The sequence below is a fragment of the Streptomyces rugosispiralis genome (assembly GCF_024505145.1).
Classification (GTDB): Bacteria; Actinomycetota; Actinomycetes; order Streptomycetales; family Streptomycetaceae; genus Streptomyces; species Streptomyces rugosispiralis.
Map to the genome: position 1 here is coordinate 1 of NZ_JANIAA010000023.1, position 18,598 is coordinate 18,598.

Annotated in this window: 14 protein-coding genes; 10 read left to right on the forward strand and 4 right to left on the reverse strand. The window is 71.4% G+C overall.

Features of this window, described 5'->3' with window-relative positions:
• Positions 1-252 precede the first annotated feature (252 nt).
• Complete coding sequence (locus tag NP777_RS28495; protein ID WP_256653029.1) at positions 253-1,518, reverse strand: DUF7544 domain-containing protein; 1,266 nt, start codon at positions 1,516-1,518, stop codon at positions 253-255.
• Positions 1,519-1,667: 149 nt separating this feature from the next.
• Between NP777_RS28495 and mtnA the strand changes: the two genes are divergently transcribed.
• From mtnA to NP777_RS28530, 7 genes are all read left to right on the forward strand, one after another.
• The gene (gene mtnA / locus NP777_RS28500) at positions 1,668-2,825 is read left to right on the forward strand and encodes an S-methyl-5-thioribose-1-phosphate isomerase (protein ID WP_256653030.1); all 1,158 of its coding nucleotides are present in this window, start codon (positions 1,668-1,670) and stop codon (positions 2,823-2,825) included.
• Positions 2,822-3,499, forward strand: coding sequence for a two-component system response regulator MtrA (gene mtrA / locus NP777_RS28505; protein ID WP_014061181.1), 678 nt, complete (start codon positions 2,822-2,824; stop codon positions 3,497-3,499). Before mtnA ends, mtrA begins: the two co-directional genes overlap by 4 nt.
• Before the next feature lies 1 nt (position 3,500).
• Entirely contained in the window at positions 3,501-5,540 is a 2,040-nt protein-coding gene (mtrB, locus tag NP777_RS28510) for an MtrAB system histidine kinase MtrB (RefSeq protein ID WP_391858595.1), read from the forward strand.
• Positions 5,530-7,407 carry an LpqB family beta-propeller domain-containing protein gene (locus NP777_RS28515; RefSeq protein ID WP_256653031.1) on the forward strand — a complete coding sequence of 626 codons (1,878 nt, stop codon included), beginning with the start codon at positions 5,530-5,532 and terminating at the stop codon, positions 7,405-7,407. Before mtrB ends, NP777_RS28515 begins: the two co-directional genes overlap by 11 nt.
• A 752-nt stretch (positions 7,408-8,159) precedes the next feature.
• Complete coding sequence (locus NP777_RS48825; RefSeq protein ID WP_308405238.1) at positions 8,160-8,522, forward strand: hypothetical protein; 363 nt, start codon at positions 8,160-8,162, stop codon at positions 8,520-8,522.
• A gap of 336 nt (positions 8,523-8,858) precedes the next feature.
• The gene (gene hpf / locus NP777_RS28525) at positions 8,859-9,548 is read left to right on the forward strand and encodes a ribosome hibernation-promoting factor, HPF/YfiA family (protein WP_198278046.1); all 690 of its coding nucleotides are present in this window, start codon (positions 8,859-8,861) and stop codon (positions 9,546-9,548) included.
• Positions 9,549-9,770: 222 nt separating this feature from the next.
• Positions 9,771-10,520: a response regulator gene (locus NP777_RS28530; protein WP_014061176.1), complete on the forward strand. Its 750-nt coding sequence runs from the start codon at positions 9,771-9,773 to the stop codon at positions 10,518-10,520.
• Between the two features lie 253 nt (positions 10,521-10,773).
• Here the strand turns inward: NP777_RS28530 and NP777_RS28535 are convergent, their stop codons facing one another.
• Entirely contained in the window at positions 10,774-11,970 is a 1,197-nt protein-coding gene (locus NP777_RS28535) for a winged helix-turn-helix domain-containing protein (protein WP_256653032.1), read from the reverse strand.
• A 79-nt stretch (positions 11,971-12,049) separates the two neighbouring features.
• Positions 12,050-12,730 carry a GNAT family N-acetyltransferase gene (locus NP777_RS28540; RefSeq protein WP_256653033.1) on the reverse strand — a complete coding sequence of 227 codons (681 nt, stop codon included), beginning with the start codon at positions 12,728-12,730 and terminating at the stop codon, positions 12,050-12,052.
• A gap of 242 nt (positions 12,731-12,972) precedes the next feature.
• Between NP777_RS28540 and secA the strand changes: the two genes are divergently transcribed.
• Complete coding sequence (secA, locus tag NP777_RS28545; RefSeq protein ID WP_256653034.1) at positions 12,973-15,816, forward strand: preprotein translocase subunit SecA; 2,844 nt, start codon at positions 12,973-12,975, stop codon at positions 15,814-15,816.
• Between the two features lie 231 nt (positions 15,817-16,047).
• On the opposite strand, the gene NP777_RS28550 is transcribed toward secA, so the two are convergent.
• Complete coding sequence (locus NP777_RS28550) at positions 16,048-16,341, reverse strand: Rv3235 family protein (protein ID WP_391858596.1); 294 nt, start codon at positions 16,339-16,341, stop codon at positions 16,048-16,050.
• Positions 16,342-17,163: 822 nt separating this feature from the next.
• Here NP777_RS28550 and NP777_RS28555 point away from each other — a divergent pair.
• Together NP777_RS28555 and NP777_RS28560 are read left to right on the forward strand one after the other, a co-directional pair.
• A complete protein-coding gene (locus NP777_RS28555; RefSeq protein ID WP_256653128.1) occupies positions 17,164-17,670 on the forward strand; it encodes a DUF6912 family protein in 507 nt (168 codons plus the stop codon).
• A gap of 35 nt (positions 17,671-17,705) precedes the next feature.
• On the forward strand, positions 17,706-18,374 hold the full coding sequence (locus NP777_RS28560) for an HAD family hydrolase (RefSeq protein WP_256653035.1): 669 nt from the start codon (positions 17,706-17,708) through the stop codon (positions 18,372-18,374).
• Positions 18,375-18,598: the final 224 nt, after the last annotated feature.

Here is an 18,598-nt window from a genome sequence, read left to right on the forward strand (position 1 = left end):
CCACTCGATCGGATGTTCCACCGGATCGAGTGAAAAGGCATCAGCGCTCTGGCGTGACGTGGGTGGGGTCACGCAGAGTAGTCAGTGAGGGTCGGTCAGGCGGCCCGTTGACGACCAGTCAAGAGGCCCAAGAGGCAGCAGACGTATGCGCTGAGCGGGCGGAGGGGGAGGTGAGGGCCTGTGAGCATGACGGGCTGTGCGGTGAGGGGGCGTAGGCTGACGGCCCGTTCGTCCTCGCCTGGTGTGACGCCGTCAGTTCCAGGACGTGGAGCCGACGGTCGGCTGGTCCTCGCCATGACCCTCTGCCGAGTCTCCCGGCATCCCCGCGGCGCGGGCGAGCTCGAGGTCGAGGGCCTCGCGTCGGATGCGCTGGTCCATGTAGAGGAGGGCCGTCACACCCGCGCTGATCGGGAAGGTGATGGTCGAGCTGATCACTCCGCCGATGCCGACCACGATCAGGAAGGTCCAGCCGACGGAGACGGATTCGCCGGACAGCCAGTCCATCGCGTTGTCCCCGCCGATCACCATGGCGACCAGGCTGGTGGGAATCTCGACGATGGCACCGACGATGAAGACCAGGACGACGGCCAGCAGTTGGATGCCGAAGACACGGCCCCACGAGCCGCGCACCAGCTTGAAGGAGCGTCGCAGGGCCTTGATGATCCCCTGCTTCTCCAGCATCAGCGCGGGGGCTGCGAGGCTGAAGCGGACCCAGAGCCAAGCGGCGACGCATGCCGCGGCGAGCCCGCCCAGAGAGGCCAGCGCGGCGCCCTCGCTCGGCACGCCCGCGACGGCCAGCAGCAGACCCGGCGTCATACCGGCGGCGATGACGGCCGCGGCGATGGCGGGGATCAGCAGGAGCAGTCCGCAGAGCTGAAGGAGGTGCGGCCGGGCACCGGCCCATGCCTCCTTGGTGGACACGTTCCGGCCCAGCACCGCCCGTGCGGCGACCACGGTCAGCAGGGCGGTGGTGACGATCGTTCCGAGAACGCCGAGCAGCAGGGTGACTCCGCTGTCCCCGAGGGTGTCGCCGACAGCGCGGAGCGCCTGGCCAACAGTGGCGTTCGGATCGTCGAGGACATTGCCCTCGTTCCCGCGGCCGTCGTTGAACCACAGTCCCGTGGCGGCCGTGATCAGACCTTGGGTGACGATCGAGACGATCAGCGAGATGCCGAGGACCGTGCGCCAGTGGGCGCGCATGATGGCCACCGCGCCGTCCAGGATCTCGCTGACGCCCAGCGGCCGCAGCGGAATGACACCGGGGCGGGGAGCGGTCGGCTGACGCCGGCCGGAGCCCCATCCTCCACCCGGCGTGCGAGCGGGCGGCACTGGCGGCGGCGTGCGGCGTCCCGTCGCGGCCCAGCGGCCGGGCGGCGGCTGGCGGCGGGCCCACTGTTCGCCCCATGCTCGCTGCTCCGGGGCGGGCCGATCGCCGGGCTCGCCCTGCTGCTGAGCGCCGTGGTCCGGTTCGTCGGAAGGGGACGATCCGGGCGGGGCCCAGCCCGGAGAGTCATTCATCGTCGCTCCGTAGGTTGTTCGTTGACCGGCCGCGGCGTCCGCGGCGGGCGGATGTCAGCCATCGTGTCACGGTGCCTTCCACCCCGTACCGGTCACTGGGGGCGGTCCGGCACTTCAATAGTCGGTGGCGCACAGGGCAAACTGGGCGGATGGCTGATCAGCATCCGGTGTCCCCGGAAGGCTCCATACCTCCCACCGCCCTGGCGCTGCGCTGGGAGGAGCCCCCGGAGGGACCCGTACTGGTACTTCTCGACCAGACCCGGCTCCCCGCCGAAGAGGTCGATCTGGTGTGCACCGATGTGCCGGCGCTGGTGGAGGCGATCCGCTCCCTCGCCGTGCGCGGCGCCCCGCTGCTCGGCCTCGCCGGGGCATATGGGATCGCGCTCGCCGCGGCCCGCGGCTTCGATGTGGACGAGGCCGCCGAATCGCTCGCCCATGCCCGTCCCACGGCCGTCAACCTCGCCTATGGCGTTCGCCGGGCCGTCGCCGCGTATCACGCCGCGCTCCGGGACGACGCGGGCGACGCTCAGGCCGCCGCCGCAGCCCTCGCCGAGGCCCGTGCCCTGCACCGGGAGGATGCCGAGGCCAGCGGGCGCATGGCCGCCCATGGTCAGGCGCTCCTCGAGGAGCTGCTGCCTGCCGGGGGACATCGGATTCTCACCCACTGCAACACCGGCGCACTGGTCTCCGGAGGCGAGGGGACCGCCCTCGCCGTGGTCAAGGCGGTGCACCGGGCGGGGCAGCTGCGGCGACTCTGGGTGGACGAGACCCGGCCCCTGCTCCAGGGGGCGCGGTTGACCGCGTACGAGGCGGCGCGTGCCGGTATGGCGTATACGCTGCTCGCCGACAACGCGGCGGGCTCGCTCTTCGCGGCCGGTGAGGTGGACGCGGTGCTGATCGGCGCGGATCGGATCGCCGCGGACGGCTCGGTGGCCAACAAGGTGGGCAGCTATCCGCTCGCGGTGCTGGCCCGCTACCACCATGTGCCGTTCGTGGTGGTGGCCCCGACCACCACGGTGGACCCGGCCACCCCCGACGGAGCCGCGATCGAGGTCGAACAGCGCCCTGGATATGAAGTGACAGACATCACAATTCCGTATGTTCCCATCGCCGGGCAGGAGGCGGGCACCGGAGTGCCGGTCGCTCCGCTGGGCACACAGGCCCACAATCCGGCCTTCGACGTCACACCACCTGAGTTGGTGACGGCGATCGTCACCGAGGACGGTGTGATCTCTCCGGTCACCGCGGACGGTATCGCCGAGCTGTGGGCCAGGTCACGATCGGGTAATGGGATGATGTCGGTATGAAGGGACGCGTCCTTGTCGTCGACGACGACACCGCACTGGCAGAGATGCTCGGCATCGTGCTGCGCGGCGAAGGCTTTGAACCGTCGTTCGTGTCGGACGGCGACAAGGCTCTTGCCGCCTTCCGTGAGACCAAGCCCGATCTAGTGCTGCTCGATCTGATGCTGCCCGGACGGGATGGCATCGAGGTCTGCCGGCTGATCCGGGCCGAGTCCGGGGTGCCGATCGTCATGCTCACGGCCAAGAGCGACACGGTCGATGTGGTGGTCGGGCTCGAGTCCGGGGCGGATGACTACATCGTCAAGCCGTTCAAGCCGAAGGAGTTGGTGGCCCGGATCCGGGCGCGGCTGAGGCGTTCCGAGGAACCGGCGCCGGAGCAGTTGGCCATCGGCGATCTGGTGATCGACGTGGCGGGGCACTCGGTGAAGCGGGACGGCCAGTCGATAGCGCTGACGCCGCTGGAGTTCGATCTTCTGGTGGCGCTGGCCCGTAAGCCGTGGCAGGTGTTCACCCGCGAGGTGCTGCTGGAGCAGGTGTGGGGCTATCGGCATGCCGCCGACACCCGGCTGGTCAATGTGCATGTGCAGCGACTGCGGTCGAAGGTCGAGAAGGATCCGGAGCGGCCGGAGATCGTCGTGACCGTGCGTGGTGTCGGCTACAAGGCCGGGCCCAGCTGAGATGACCGGTGGTACGGCGCCGCAGCCCGGTGGACCGGGCGGCGGGGCTCCGGAGGGTGCCCGGATGGGGCGGCCCGACCCGGCGGGCGAGATACCGCTGCTGCGCAGGTTGTGGAGCGGCGGGCATCTGCTGCCCGACGGGGCGTCCGGAGGGCCGGCCCACCCGGTGATCCGACTGTTCGGCCGGTGGGTGCGCCGTCCGCTACTGCCCGCTGCCCGGCTGTGGCGGCGGAACATCCAGTTGCGGGTGGTGGCCACCACGCTGCTGATGTCGCTCGGTGTGGTGCTGCTGCTGGGCCTGGTGGTCATCGGGCAGGTGCGCAACGGCCTGCTGGACGCCAAGCGCCACGCGGCGCAGGGTCAGGCCGTCGGTGGGTTCGAAGTGGCCGAGCAGATGGCCGACCGCAAGAGCGACAACCGTGGCCAGGACGGTGCCGGTGCCGGGGCCGGTGCCCAGGACTCCGGCGCCTGGCTGAACGCGCTGGTGGAACAGCTCTCCAGCGGCGGCAAGGGCGCCTATTCGGTGGTGGCGCTCAGCTCCGACTCCGGCGAGACGCCCTATGTGGCCAGCCGGGGGCCGCGGGCCTCCGGCGATGTGCAGCCGGACAGTGTGCCCGGCGATCTGCGCCGTCGGGTGGACGAGGGCCGGACGGCGCCGTATGAGCGCTACGGGAAGATCGTGCACGCGGGCTCCGGGGACTCCGAGCCCGCGTTGATCATCGGCAAGCGTCTGGATGACAACAACGGCGATGCCTACCAGCTGTACTACCTCTTCCCGTTCTCGCAGGAGGAGAAGTCCCTGAGCCTGGTCAAGGGCACCCTGGCCACGGCCGGGGTGTTCGTGGTGGTGCTGCTCGGGGCCATCGCCTGGGTGGTGGTCCGGCAGGTCGTGACGCCCGTAAGGATGGCGGCGGGGATCTCCGAGCGGCTGGCGGCCGGGCTGCTGCAGGAGCGGATGAAGGTCACCGGGGAGGACGACATCGCCCGCCTGGGGGAGTCGTTCAACAAGATGGCGCAGAACCTCCAGCTCAAGATCCAGCAGCTGGAGGAGCTTTCCCGGATGCAGCGCCGCTTCGTCTCCGATGTCTCCCATGAGCTGCGCACCCCGCTGACGACCGTAAGGATGGCGGCGGACGTCATCCATGAGGCGCGTGAGGACTTCGACCCGATCACCGCACGCTCGGCCGAGCTGCTGTGGGGGCAGGTCGACCGCTTCGAGTCGCTGCTCAGCGATCTGCTGGAGATCAGCCGGTTCGACGCGGGCGCGGCCGCGCTGGAGGCCGAGCCGATCGATCTGCGCGATGTGGTGCACCGGGTGGTGGACGGGGCCGAGCCGCTCGCCGAGGCCAAGGGCACCCGGATCCTGGTGCGGGGCGCCGAGGCGCCGGTGATCGCCGAGGCGGATACCCGTCGCGTCGAGCGGGTGCTGCGGAATCTGGTGGTCAACGCCGTGGAGCACGGTGAGGGCCGCGATGTGGTCGTACGGCTCGCGACGGCGGGTGGCGCGGTGGCCGTCGCGGTGCGGGACTACGGCGTCGGGCTCAAGCCCGGCGAGGCCACGCGGGTGTTCAATCGCTTCTGGCGGGCCGATCCGGCCCGTGCGCGCACCACCGGCGGCACCGGTCTGGGCCTGTCGATCGCGGTGGAGGACGCGCGGCTGCACGGCGGCTGGCTCCAGGCGTGGGGCGAGCCCGGCGGCGGTTCGCAGTTCCGGCTGACGCTGCCGCGCACCGCGGGGGATGTGCTGCGCGGCTCGCCGATCCCCCTGGAACCCGAGGACTCCCGGCGCAACCGCCGTCCGGGTGATGCCACCCCGCAGCCCGCGGCGGAGCGGCTGGCGGCGGTGCCCGCGCAGCCGCGGTCCGCACTGCCCGCCGACGCCGCGGCGCCGTCCGCCGATCCGACGGCCCTGCCGGGCAATGGGGCCCGGGTGGTGCGTGGCACCCCGGAGACGCCGTCCGACGGGCCGCTGGGCGGCCAGGAGGCGTCCACCCGGCCGACGCCATCGAACGAAGGGGAGGGCCGCCCTCGTGGGCGCTGACCGTGCCGACCGTCGCCGTTTCCGCCGCCGTGGGCGCCGCCCGGGCGGCCGGGGCCTGAGCGCGCCCGTGCTGCTGGCCTGTGGCGCCCTGCTGCTGTCCGGCTGCGCCTCGATGCCCGACAGCGGCGATGTGCGGCGGGTGGACTCCTCACCGCGCTCCGACGTCGATTCGCAGGTCCGGGTGTACGGGGTGAGCCCGGGCAAGGGCGAGCAGCCCGCGGAGCTGGTCTCCGGCTTCCTGGAGGCCACGACGAGCGACGAGGAGAACTTCGGCACGGCGAAGGAGTACCTGACCAAGAGCGCGGTCAAGCGGTGGCAGCCGTTCGCGGCCACCACTGTGCTGGAGCAGGCGCCTGACGTGCGAGTGGAGACGGATCCGGGCGACCGGGACGGCAACGGTAAGACGGTCGTGCTGTCGGGCAAGCGGATCGCGGTCGTGGACGAGACCCACGCGTACAAGCCCGATGAGCAGCCGTACGAGGAGCGCATCCACCTCACGCTGAGCGGTTCGGAGTGGCGGATCGACGGGCCGCCACGGGGGCTGATCCTCGGCGAGTCCGACTTCCAGCGCATCTACCGCTCGGTCAACAAGTACTACTTCGCCGATCTCGGCCCGGACGCCGAGGATTCAAAGGCCGGGGACAACGTGCTGGTGGCCGATCCGGTCTATGTGCGGCGCCGTATCGACCCGGTGACCGCGACCGTCAAGGCGCTGCTGGACGGCCCCACGGGGTGGCTGCAGCCGGTGGTCAGCAGCACTTTCCCGCGCGGTGCGGCGCTCGGCCGCCGGGACGAGCGGCTGTCGCTGGACGACTCGAACGCGCTGAAGATCCGGCTGAACGACCGGGCCGCGCAGATCAGCGCGGCGCGCTGCGCCCGGATGGCGGCCCAGACGCTGTTCACGGTCCAGGATCTCGGCGAGGGATCGTCCAAGGTCAGTGCGGTGCGGCTGGAGCGGCAGAACGGTTCGGAGCTGTGCGCCCTCTCCAGTGACGCGGCGCGTGCCTACGCCCCGGACGGGGTCGAGGGGCATCCGCGGCACCAGTATTTCGTGGACTCCGAACACCGGATGGTCCGGCTGTCAGACGACGAGGACCGGCCACAGCCGGTTCCGGGGCCGTTCGGCACCGATGAGGCGGGTCTGGGCTCGGTGGCGGTCTCCCGCGACGAGCGGGACACGGCGGGGGTCACCGCCGACGGCTCGGCGCTGTATGTGACCGAGCTGGCGCCCGGGGCCGAGCGCGGCAAGGTGCGGGTGCGCAGCCGGGGCGGCAGCGTGGAGGACGGTCTGACGGCACCGAGCTGGGACGGGCTGGGCGGTCTGTGGGTGGCCGACCGGGACCCGCAGCAGCCGAGGCTGCTGCGGCTGCGGGGCGGCACCGGACCGGCGGACGAGGTGCGGCTGCCCAAGCTGGACGGTGGCCGGATCACGGCGCTGCGGGTGTCCGCGGACGGCTCCAGGATCGCGATGCTGGTCAAGCGGTCCGGCCACACCACGCTGCGGCTCGGCCGGATCGAGCGGCGGGGCACCGCGGAAGCCCCGGAGCTGTCGGTGGGGGCGCTGCGGGCGGTCGCGCCGAAGCTGGAGGACGTGGACACCTTCTCCTGGGCCGGGGACAGCCGGCTGGTGGTCGCGGGCCGGGAGTCGGACGGGGTGCAGCAGCTCCAGTACGTGGAATCGGACGGCTCCCCGGCGAACGTCCCGGAGGTGCCGGGGCCGAACGGTGTGCAGTCGATCGGCGCCTCGGAGGACCAGACCCGGCCGCTGATCGCCGAGACCAGGGAGAACGGCATCGTGCGGCTGTTGCCGAACACCGACTGGAAGACCGTGGACCAGGACGGCTCGGCTCCGGTCTACCCCGGCTGAGCGGGACGGCGGCGCTTAGAGCCTGTGTCGTATCCCCGGTCGGATCAGCGTGCGGCGTCTAACGCGGCGAGCGTGCGTGCCAGGCGTCGCACGCCCGGCCGGGGATATGACACAGGCTCTTAGGCCAGGACACCGATCGGGGGTGGCTGGTTGTCCACATGTGCGCGGTTGTCCACAAGGGGTGGCGCGGTGGCCTGACCACCGGGACAGTGGTGTTCATGCGGGGCTGGTGGCAGGAGATCTCTGATCTGGTGCTGCCGGCCGACTGTGCCGGATGCGGTCGGCCGGGCGGCACGCTGTGTGACCGTTGTCGTGGAGCGCTGCGGGGGACCGGGGCGCGCCGGGTGGAGCCGAGCCCGGCACCGCCGGGGCTGCCGGTGGTTCATGCGGCGGTGGATTACGTGGACGAGGCGCGGGCGGTGCTGCTCGCGCACAAGGAGCGGGGAGCGCTGCGGCTGGCGCGGCCGCTGGGCGAGGCGCTGGCGAGAGCCGTGCGGGCGGCCTGCCCCGGCGGCGGGCCAGGTGCGGGGCCCCGAGGGCGGGCGGCCATGGAATCGGGCGCGGTATGCGGGGCGAAACCGGGTACAGGATCCGGGATGAGACCAGGGGCCAGAGCGAGTACCGGACCGGGTGCCGGAACCGGGTCGAGATCGGTTGCCGGAACCGGGTCGAGATCGAGCGCCGGAACCGGGTCGAGACCGGTCGCCGGATCGGGTACGAGACCGGGGACGAGACCTTGCGGAGGGCCGCTGTTGCTGGTGCCGGTGCCGTCGGCCCGGCGCTCGGTGGGCGCCCGGGGGCATGACCCGGCTCGGCGGATCGCGCTCGCCGCGGCGAGCGTGCTGCGCGCCGGCGGGCGCCCGGCGAGGGTTTCGGCCGTGCTGTGCCAGCGGCGCCGGGTGACCGACCAGTCGGGGCTGGACGCGCGGCAGCGGCGGGCGAATGTGACCGGGGCGCTGGGGACGGCCCCCGGCAGCGGACGGCTGCTGGTGGCGGGCCCGGTAGTGGTGGTGGACGATCTGATGACCACAGGAGCCTCGCTCGCGGAGGCGGCGCGGGCGGTGACGGCGACCGGCGGGCTGGTCATCGGCGCTGCCGTGGTCGCCGCACCCTGACGGCCACCAACCGGAACTGATTACGAAGCCGCGTCGTTGCAGGTGATAAGCACGGCAAAGCACCTGATCGGAGGTACGGACCGGTAGGGGGTGCCGACTTCCGACCGGTCGAGCTATGTTCGGTTGTGAGGAATGGCGAGTGCTATGACTCACTCATCCGCTTGGCGTGTTTTGCCTGCATTCTGGTGAGGCTTGGAACAAACGGGATTGAGATCCTCCCCGTGGGAAGGAGGAGCTGAAAGCGCCAAGCCGGTGGCTCCGGAAGACGCCGGAGCCAAGTGCACAAGGGATGACAGCTCCGATACTGACTGGAGCTACCCGGGAACGGAGTTCTGCGTGGACATCGTCGTCAAGGGCCGTAAAACTGAGGTGCCCGAGCGGTTCCGGAAGCACGTGGCCGAGAAGCTGAAGCTGGATAAGATCCAGAAGCTCGACGGCAAGGTGATCAGCCTCGACGTCGAGGTGTCCAAGGAGCACAACCCGCGGCAGTCCGACCGCGCCGACCGAGTGGAGATCACGCTCCGCTCGCGGGGCCCGGTGATCCGGGCGGAGGCCGCCGCGGCCGATCCGTACGCAGCGCTGGACCTGGCGGCCAGCAAGCTGGAGGCACGGATGCGCAAGCAGCACGACAAGCGCCATACGCGCCGTGGCAACGGTCGCATTCCGGCCAGCGACGTGGCCATCACCGTGCCCAACGCGGCGCGCATCAACGGGCATGGCGATATCGCCCCCCAGCGCACGACGGAGACCGTCCCCACCACCCGGATGGGCCCCCTGGAAGTCCAGGGCGAGGGCCCCCTGGTGGTCCGGGAGAAGACTCACGCCGCGGCTCCCATGACGCTCGACCAGGCTCTCTACGAGATGGAGCTGGTCGGGCACGACTTCTATCTGTTCGTCGACTCCGACACCAATCGACCCAGCGTCGTCTACCGGCGGCATGGCTATGACTACGGGGTGATTCATCTTCAGCCGGAAGCGTTCGTCGGAGAGGCAGCCGGCGGCGCCGGAGGCGCACTCGGTGGCTGACCGAGAAATTCAGCCGAATCCAGTCTGAGAAGTGAGTGGTGCCCCGGAGCGCCCGCGCGCCCCCCGGGGCACCTCCGTGCGACCACGGCGGGACCATTCCGCCGCCCGGGCATGAAATCATGGCCCGGCGGCCAACCGGTGTACTGAGAGCACCGGTTGACGCCAGACCGAGTGCACCCAGGGCGCGGACCGCAAGGGCCATGGCCTTCAGGGGGAGGAACGATGGCGGACAGCTTCGGGCCCGTGTCCGACGCCGGTGAAGACCATGGCGTCGGTCCGGACGGGGGCGAGCCGCGCGGCGAACCGCGCAAGGAGCCGATTCGGGTCCTCGTCGTGGACGACCACGCGCTCTTCCGGCGTGGATTGGAGATCGTCCTGGCCCAGGAGGAGGACATCCAGGTCGTCGGCGAGGCGGGGGACGGGGCCGAGGCGGTGGACAAGGCGGCGGATCTGCTGCCGGACATCGTCCTGATGGATGTGCGGATGCCCAAGCGCGGGGGGATCGAGGCCTGCACCGCCATCAAGGAGGTGGCACCCAGCGCCAAGATCATCATGCTGACGATCAGCGATGAGGAAGCCGATCTCTACGACGCGATCAAGGCGGGGGCCACGGGCTATCTGCTGAAGGAGATCTCGACCGACGAGGTCTCGACCGCGATCCGGGCGGTGGCGGACGGCCAGTCGCAGATCAGCCCGTCGATGGCGGCCAAGCTGCTGACCGAGTTCAAGTCGATGATCCAGCGCACCGACGAGCGGCGGCTGGTGCCCGCGCCCCGGCTCACCGACCGGGAGCTGGAGGTGCTCAAGCTGGTGGCGACCGGAATGAACAACCGGGATATCGCCAAGGAGCTGTTCATCAGCGAGAACACCGTGAAGAACCACGTGCGCAACATTCTGGAGAAATTGCAGCTGCACTCCAGGATGGAGGCCGTGGTGTACGCGATGCGGGAGAAGATCCTCGAGATCAGGTGAGGGCTGGGCCACTCGCCCGTCGCCCTTTGCCCCTCGGCTCTCGCCCCGAGTCCCGAGTCCCGAGTCCCGAGCCCCGGGGCTCGGGCTTGAGCCCCGGGCCTCAAGCCCGGGGGCCGGGGCCCGAGCCCGGGGGCCGGGGCATGATCCTCGAGCCCGGGGGCCGGAGCCCGGAGCCGGAGCCGGAGCCCGACCTCGACCCCGGGGCCCGGCCCCGAGCCCCGAGCCCCGGGCGAGCCGAGATCGGCGAGATCGGTCAGGCGGCCGCCGCCGAGACCGCCGCCACGAGCGGTGCGGCCAGCTCCGGGCGGTCCACGCGCTCGACCCGTACGGCGTCACAGCCCACCCATTCGGCCGCCTCCCGCAGCGCCTGCGCCATGGGGGCCACGGCCTTCGGCGACTCCAGGGACACCTGCCGGGCGACCAGGGTCGTCCCCTCCCGGCCCGGATCGACCCGGCCCAGCAGCCGCCCGCCCGACAGCAGCGGCATGGCGAAGTAGCCGTAGACCCGCTTGGGCCTGGGCACATACGCCTCCAGCCGATGGCTGAAGCCGAAGATCCGCTCGGTGCGCGCCCGGTCCCATATCAGCGAGTCGAAGGGCGACAGCAGGGTGGTGCGGTGCCGGCCGCGCGGCGGGGTGGCCAGCGCCTCGGGGTCCGCCCAGGCCGGTTTGTCCCAGCCCTCGACCGCCACCGGCACCAGCCCCGAGTCCGCGATCACCGCCGCCACCTGCTCGCCCCTGAGCCGGTGGTAGTCGGCGATGTCCGCCCGCGTGCCCACGCCCAGGGACTGCCCGGCCAGCCGGACCAGCCGGCGCAGACACTCCCGGTCGTCCAGATCGTCATGGAGCAGGTCGTCCGGCACGGCGCGCTCCGCCAGGTCGTACACCCGCTTCCAGCCGCGCCGCTCGACGCACACCACCTCGCCGAACATCAGCGCCCGCTCGACCGCGATCTTCGCCGCCGACCAGTCCCACCACGGCCCGCCGTTCTTGGCCCCGCCCAGCTCCGTCGCGGTCAGCGGGCCCTCATCGCGCAACTGCTTCACCACCGTCTCGTACACCCCGTCCGGCAGCTCGTGGTTCCAGTGCGGACGGAAGCGGTAGGCGCGGCGCCGGAAGGCGAAGTGCGGCCACTCCTCGATCGGCAGCACACAGGCGGCGTGCGACCAGTACTCGAAGGCGTGGGTGTTGGTCCAGTACGCCGACTCGACCGCCTTACGGCCGACCGCGCCCAGCCGTGCGTACGGAATCAGCTCATGGGAGCGGGCCAGCACCGAGATCGTGTCCAGCTGCACCGCGCCCAGGTGGCGCAGCACGCCCCGCACCCCGCCACGCCGGTCGGGGGCGCCCAGCAGCCCCTGGGCGCGCAGCGCCATCCGGCGCGCCTCGTCGGCGGAGAGGGTGACCTCGGGCGTGCGGTCCACGGCGGACCCGGTGGCGGCGTTCGTCATGGGCGCCACCGTAGTAGCACCCACTGACAACGCCGCCGATGCCGCCCGAGCCCGCGGGACGGCCCAGCGGCCGGGCCGTTCAGGCGACCGTCGGCGCCGTGGATGTCCGGCCGGACGCCCGGCCGGAACCTCGGCCGGGCGCCTCCGGCTCGTGGGACGCGTTGTCCGCCTCGGAGGCCCTGGCGGGCAGATACGGCGTCGTCGAGGGCAGCCCCCAGTCGGAGGGCAGCAGCGCGCCCCGCCAGGCGTCCCGCCGGGTCCCCTGGTGGACGATCCGGGCGCGGTCCGTCCCCTCCATCCGGAAGCCCACGCCGAGGGCGACCGCCCGCGAGCCCTCGTTCCCGGCCTCGCTGCACCACTCCAGGCGCTCCACCCCGAGCCGGGTGAACGCCCACTCGATCACGGCCCGCGCCGCCTCGCATGTGTAGCCGTGCCGCCGGTGCCGGCGCGCCGTCCAGTAGCCCAGCTCGGCCTGGTGCTCGGGAGTGCGCAGATGGGCCAGCCGCACCAGGCCCATGGCGCCCACGAGGGCGCCGTCACTCCTGGTGACCACCGCGAAGTCGTAGGTCACGTCGTCACGCCAGTTCTCGGGGCAGATCCGGCCGGTGAAGTCCGCCGCGTGCGCGCGTTCGTACGGGGAGGGCACGCTGGTCCATCGCTGGATGTCCGGGTCCTGACAAGCGGCGAAGACCGCGTCAGTGTCGGAGGGGCGGAAGGGGCGCAGGACCAGGCGCTCGGTGGTGAGGGTGACAGGCTCCATGCGAACCGAGTCTGCGCCGCCGTCGTCACTCACCGCGAGCGGTTTCGGCGAATTGGAGGGCACCCGGAGGGCCTCTCGGGCGTTGACACGGTGAGGTGACATCCGGTCCTCGTGGTGACGGACCTCCCGGCGTGCCGGGGTCTGTCTTACGATGGCCGTTGCGGCGGGGCCTGCGCCCCTTGACAATGCCGCGCCAGCGCACCCCGACCGTGCCAGGCCCGACCGGCAAGGAGCCAGCCTACGTGTCCGTCCTCAACAAGCTCATGCGTGCAGGCGAAGGAAAGATCCTGCGCAAGCTGCACCGCATCGCGGACCAGGTCAATTCCATCGAAGAGGACTTCCTGTCCCTCTCCGACGCCGAGCTGCGCGCCCTCACCGACGAGTACAAGCAGCGGTACGACGACGGTGAGACCCTCGACGACCTGATGCCCGAAGCGTTCGCCACGGTGCGCGAGGCGGCCAAGCGGGTGCTCGGACAGCGTCACTACGACGTCCAGCTGATGGGCGGCGCGGCGCTGCATCTCGGGTATGTCGCCGAGATGAAGACCGGTGAGGGCAAGACCCTGGTCGGCACCCTCCCGGCGTATCTGAACGCGCTCTCGGGCAAGGGCGTCCACCTCATCACGGTCAACGACTACCTGGCCGAGCGCGACTCCGAGTGGATGGGCCGGGTGCACCGGTTCCTCGGCCTGGAGGTCGGCTGCATCCTCGCCAACATGACCCCGGCGCAGCGCCGTGAGCAGTACGCGTGCGACATCACCTACGGCACCAACAACGAATTCGGCTTCGACTACCTGCGCGACAACATGGCGTGGTCGAAGGACGAGCTGGTCCAGCGCGGCCACAACTACGCGATCGTCGACGAGGTCGACTCGATCCTGGTGGACGAGGCCCGTACGCCGCTGATCATCTCCGGCCCGGCCGACCAGGCCACCAAGTGGTACGGCGACTTCGCCAAGCTGGTCACCCGGCTCACCCGGGGCCAGGCCGCCGAGCCGCAGAAGGGCCAGGAGGAGACCGGGGACTACGAGGTCGACGAGAAGAAGCGCACCGTCGGCATCCATGAGTCCGGGGTCACCAAGGTCGAGGACTGGCTGGGGATCGACAACCTCTACGAGTCGGTCAACACCCCGCTGGTCGGCTACCTCAACAACGCGATCAAGGCCAAGGAGCTCTTCAAGAACGACAAGGACTACGTCGTCATGGACGGCGAAGTCATGATCGTCGACGAGCACACCGGCCGTATCCTCGCGGGCCGCCGCTACAACGAAGGCATGCACCAGGCCATCGAGGCGAAGGAAGGGGTGGAGATCAAGGACGAGAACCAGACGCTCGCCACGATCACCCTCCAGAACTTCTTCCGCCTCTACGACAAGCTCTCCGGCATGACCGGTACGGCGATGACCGAGGCCGCCGAGTTCCACCAGATCTACAAGCTCGGTGTGGTCCCGATCCCGACCCACCGCCCCCTCGCCCGGCTCGACCAGTCCGACCTGATCTACCGCACCGAGGTCGCGAAGTTCGACGCGGTGGTCGAGGACATCGTCGAGAAGCACACGAAGGGCCAGCCGGTCCTGGTCGGCACCACCTCCGTGGAGAAGTCCGAGTACCTCTCCCAGCAGCTCGCCAAGCGCGGGGTGCCGCATGAGGTGCTCAACGCCAAGCAGCACGACCGGGAGGCGACGATCGTCGCCCAGGCCGGCCGTAAGGGCGCCGTGACCGTCGCGACGAACATGGCGGGCCGCGGTACCGACATCAAGCTCGGCGGCAACCCCGACGACCTCGCCGAGGCCGAGCTGCGCCAGCGCGGTCTTGACCCGGTGGAGCACTCCGAGGAGTGGGCCGGCGCGCTGCCCGCCGCCCTGGAGAAGGCCGAGGCCGCGGTCAAGGCCGAGTTCGAGGAGGTCAAGGAGCTCGGCGGGCTGTATGTGCTGGGCACCGAGCGCCATGAGTCGCGCCGGATCGACAACCAGCTGCGCGGCCGCTCCGGCCGTCAGGGCGACCCCGGCGAGTCCCGCTTCTACCTCTCGCTCGGCGACGATCTGATGCGGCTGTTCAAGGCGCAGATGGTCGAGCGCGTCATGGCGATGGCGAACGTCCCGGACGACGTCCCGATCGAGAACAAGATGGTCACGCGGGCCATCGCCTCGGCCCAGTCGCAGGTCGAGCAGCAGAACTTCGAGACCCGTAAGAACGTCCTGAAGTACGACGAGGTCCTCAACCGCCAGCGCGAGGTCATCTACGGCGAGCGCCGCCGCGTCCTGGAGGGCGAGAACCTTCAGGACCAGGTCGGCCACTTCATGGACGACACCATCGAGGCCTATGTGCGGGCGGAGACGGTCGAGGGCTTCGCCGAGGAGTGGGACCTGGACCGGCTGTGGAACGCCTTCAAGCAGCTCTACCCGGTCAGCGTGGCCATCGAGGAGCTGGAGGAGGAGGCCGGCGACCGCGCCGGGATCACCGCCGAGTTCATCGAGGAGTCCATCAAGGACGACATCCACCAGCAGTACGAGGCGCGCGAGGAGCAGCTGGGCTCCGAGATCATGCGTGAGCTGGAGCGGCGGGTCGTGCTCTCCGTCCTGGACCGCAAGTGGCGCGAGCACCTCTACGAGATGGACTACCTCCAGGAGGGCATCGGGCTGCGCGCGATGGCCCAGAAGGACCCGCTGGTCGAGTACCAGCGCGAGGGCTTCGACATGTTCCAGGCCATGATGGAGGGCATCAAGGAGGAGTCCGTCGGCTATCTGTTCAACCTGGAGGTCCAGGTCGAGCAGCAGGTCGAGGAGGTCCCGGTCGAGGCGGCGGAGGAGCAGGTCGCTCTCGAGAAGGACGTGCAGGACGCGGTGCCGGCGGGCGCGCCGTCCGCGGGCTCCTCGGGCCGCCCCGAGATCCGCGCCAAGGGCCTGGAGGCCCCGCAGCGGCCGGACCGGCTGCACTTCTCCGCCCCGACCGTGGACGGAGAGGGTGGCGTCGTCGAGGGCGACTTCCCCAACGGTGAGACGCCCCCGCCGCCGCGGTCGGAGGCCGACGGGCTGACGCGGGCGGAGCGGCGCAAGGCGCAGAAGGGCCGCCGCCGCAAGAAGTAGTGACCGGGCTGGGGTGAACGGGCCGGGGCGCCGCGCGAGAGCGCGGCACCCCGGCCCGTCGCGTTGTGCCCGCCGCCCCTGTGGGGCGGGTTCGGTGGATCGGGCCGGGTTGCGCGGATCGGATCGGCCCGCGATCGGCCCACGGGGTCGGCTCCCGGCGTCCCGGGTCCCGGGTCCTGGCTCCCTGGTCCTGGGTCGTCCCGGGGCCCGGGCGAGTGGGCCGAGCGAGTCCTAGGCGAGTGGGCCGAGGTCGATGGCGGCGCAGCGCCAGCGGGCGTCGGCGCCGAGTTCGAGCCGGAACGCGAGCGCTGTGAGCCGGTCTCCGGAGGCGATCCGGGCGAACGCCTCGATGACCCCGTGCCGGGGCTGGTACTCGCCACAGCGCCGTACCAGGGGCGCTGTGGCCCGTTCTCCGGCGGGGCGCAGCGGGGCGCGCGGGGCGAGTTCGATCAGCTGGTCGTAGGCGGCCGGGAGGGCGTGCCCGAGGAGGGTGTGGACGGGGCGCTGACCGCTGAGGGTGAGCACCAGCCGGTTGGCGAACCAGTAGCGCGGCAGCCGATCCCGCTCCCGCCACGCCGCGGCGGCCGCCGCGGACCGCGATACGGCCGCGGCGCGGGACGCGGGGGGCGCGCGGTGCGCGGCCGGGGCAGGGGCAGGGGGCGTGGTGATGCCCGGGGCGGCCGTCGTGGGCGGCGCGGCCGGGGCAGGGGGTGCGGCGCTGCGTGGTGCCGTCGTCGTGGGTGGTGCGGCCGTCGTGCCTGTTGTCGCGCCGCGCCGTGTGGCCGTTGTGCGGGGTGCCCGAAGCGGTGGGGTCGTGGGCGCCGGGGCCGTTGTGTGGGGTGTCTGGGGTGGTGGGGGCGTGGGTGGTGTGGCCGTTGTTGTGGGGGTGGTGCGGGGGCGGCGGGGGTCTTTGCGGCCGGGTGGGGCGCTTCGCCCCGGCCGCCCGCCGCCGCCGCGCCGTCGTACGGCCTCCCCGGCCGTCGTGGCCCGGTTCGTGGACCGGTCCGTCGCCCGGACGCCCTCACCCATGCTGCTCGCCCCGTTCTCCGCGGCCCGGCCGAATACCGGGCGGTAGCTTTCGTCGGAGAGTCTTCTACCGGCGGTTTTTCGGCCTCCGCAATCAGCGCCGAGCCCCCTTCGCGCCTACACCGCGGTTCACCTATTCGGGGCATGCGGCGGCTCATCGGTCCCGGTCATCGGCTCGAGCGCGGCTCGCGCTCGTCTTCGTACGCCCCCGTCGGCCCCTGTCCCCCGAAAGGGGACCACCGGCCCTTCGCGGAAGGCTCGGGCGAGGGGACGGGCGATCGTATGCTGGGGGCCTATTGGTCTCTGATGAAAGCGGCAGCCATGCGCGTCTACGTCCCCCTGACCCTCTCCGGTCTCGCCGAGGCGTACAAGGAGGGCCACCTGGGGCCGATGCCGCTGACCGCCTACGCGGTCACCCCGGCGCTCCGCGAGTGGTATCTGTCCGACGACATCGAGGAGCTGGAGTACGCGGCGCTGAGCCGGGCCGCGCAGGCGTCGCTGCGGCTGCTCGCCGTGGACCCCCGGGCGCCCCGCCGTCGGGTCGTGGTGGCCGTGGACGTGCCCGACGGGCAGGCGGTCGCCGATCCGGACCGGGGGCTGGACCAGTCCGCGCTGGGCGAGGTGCGGATCAAGGCCGCCATACCGCTCGCGAAGGCCGCCGCCGTGCACCTTGACGCCGACGATGCCGAGCGGGACATCGCCGAGGCCGCCGACGCGCTCGGCGCGGCGGACCTCGGTGACGACGACGCGCAGTTCACCGTGGACGGCGCCGAGGACCACGAACTCCTCTGGTACGCCACCCAGGAGATCCCCAATCTGATCGAGTGATGCCCGCTGTCCGACCCTCCGGGTACGGTCGTGGGATGGGGAAGAACCACGTGACGCACCTCGTCTGGGACTGGAACGGCACGCTGCTCCACGACATCGACGCCGTGATCTCGGCGACGAACGCCTCGTTCCAGGAGATCGGGCTGCCGCCGATCACCCTCGAGCGCTATCGCGACCTGTACTGCGTCCCGGTGCCCCGCTTCTACGAGCGGCTGATGGGGCGGCTGCCCACCGACGAGGAGTGGGTGGTCATGGACGAGACGTTCCACCGGCACTACTGGGCACTGGCCGAGACCGCCGGGCTGGCGATCGGCGCCCGGCAGCTCCTCATCGAGTGGCAGGAGGCGGGTCTCACCCAGTCGCTGTGTTCGCTGGCCCCGCATGAGTATCTGCTCCCGCTGGTGCGGACGCATGGCATCGAGCGCCATTTCGTCCGGGTGGACGGCCGCACAGGGCAGAGCGACACCGGTAAGGCCGAGCAGATGATGCGCCATATCGCCGCGCTCGAAGGGGTGCCGCCGCAGCGGATGGTGGTGATCGGGGACGCCCTGGACGACGCGGTGGCGGCGCGGCACGTGGGGGCGCGGGCCGTGCTCTACACGGGCGGTTCGCACAGCCGGGCCAGCCTGGAGGCGGCCGGGGTGCCGGTCGTGGACACGCTCGAGGAGGCCGTACGGAAGGCCGAGCGCATGGCCGACGAGTGAGCCGGGTGGGACCAGCGAGCCGGACGAGCCGGGTGGGACCAGTGAGCCGGGTGGGACCAGTGAGACGGGTGGGACCAGTGAGCCGGACGAGCCGGGTGCGACGAGTGAGCCGAGTGGTGTGAGCCGGGCCCCGTTCTGAGTCGTCCCGCCTCCTCGGCCGGAAGCCCGTTCAGGCGCTCACCGCGCCATATGCGCCCCTTCTCGCCCCCATACGCCCCCCATGC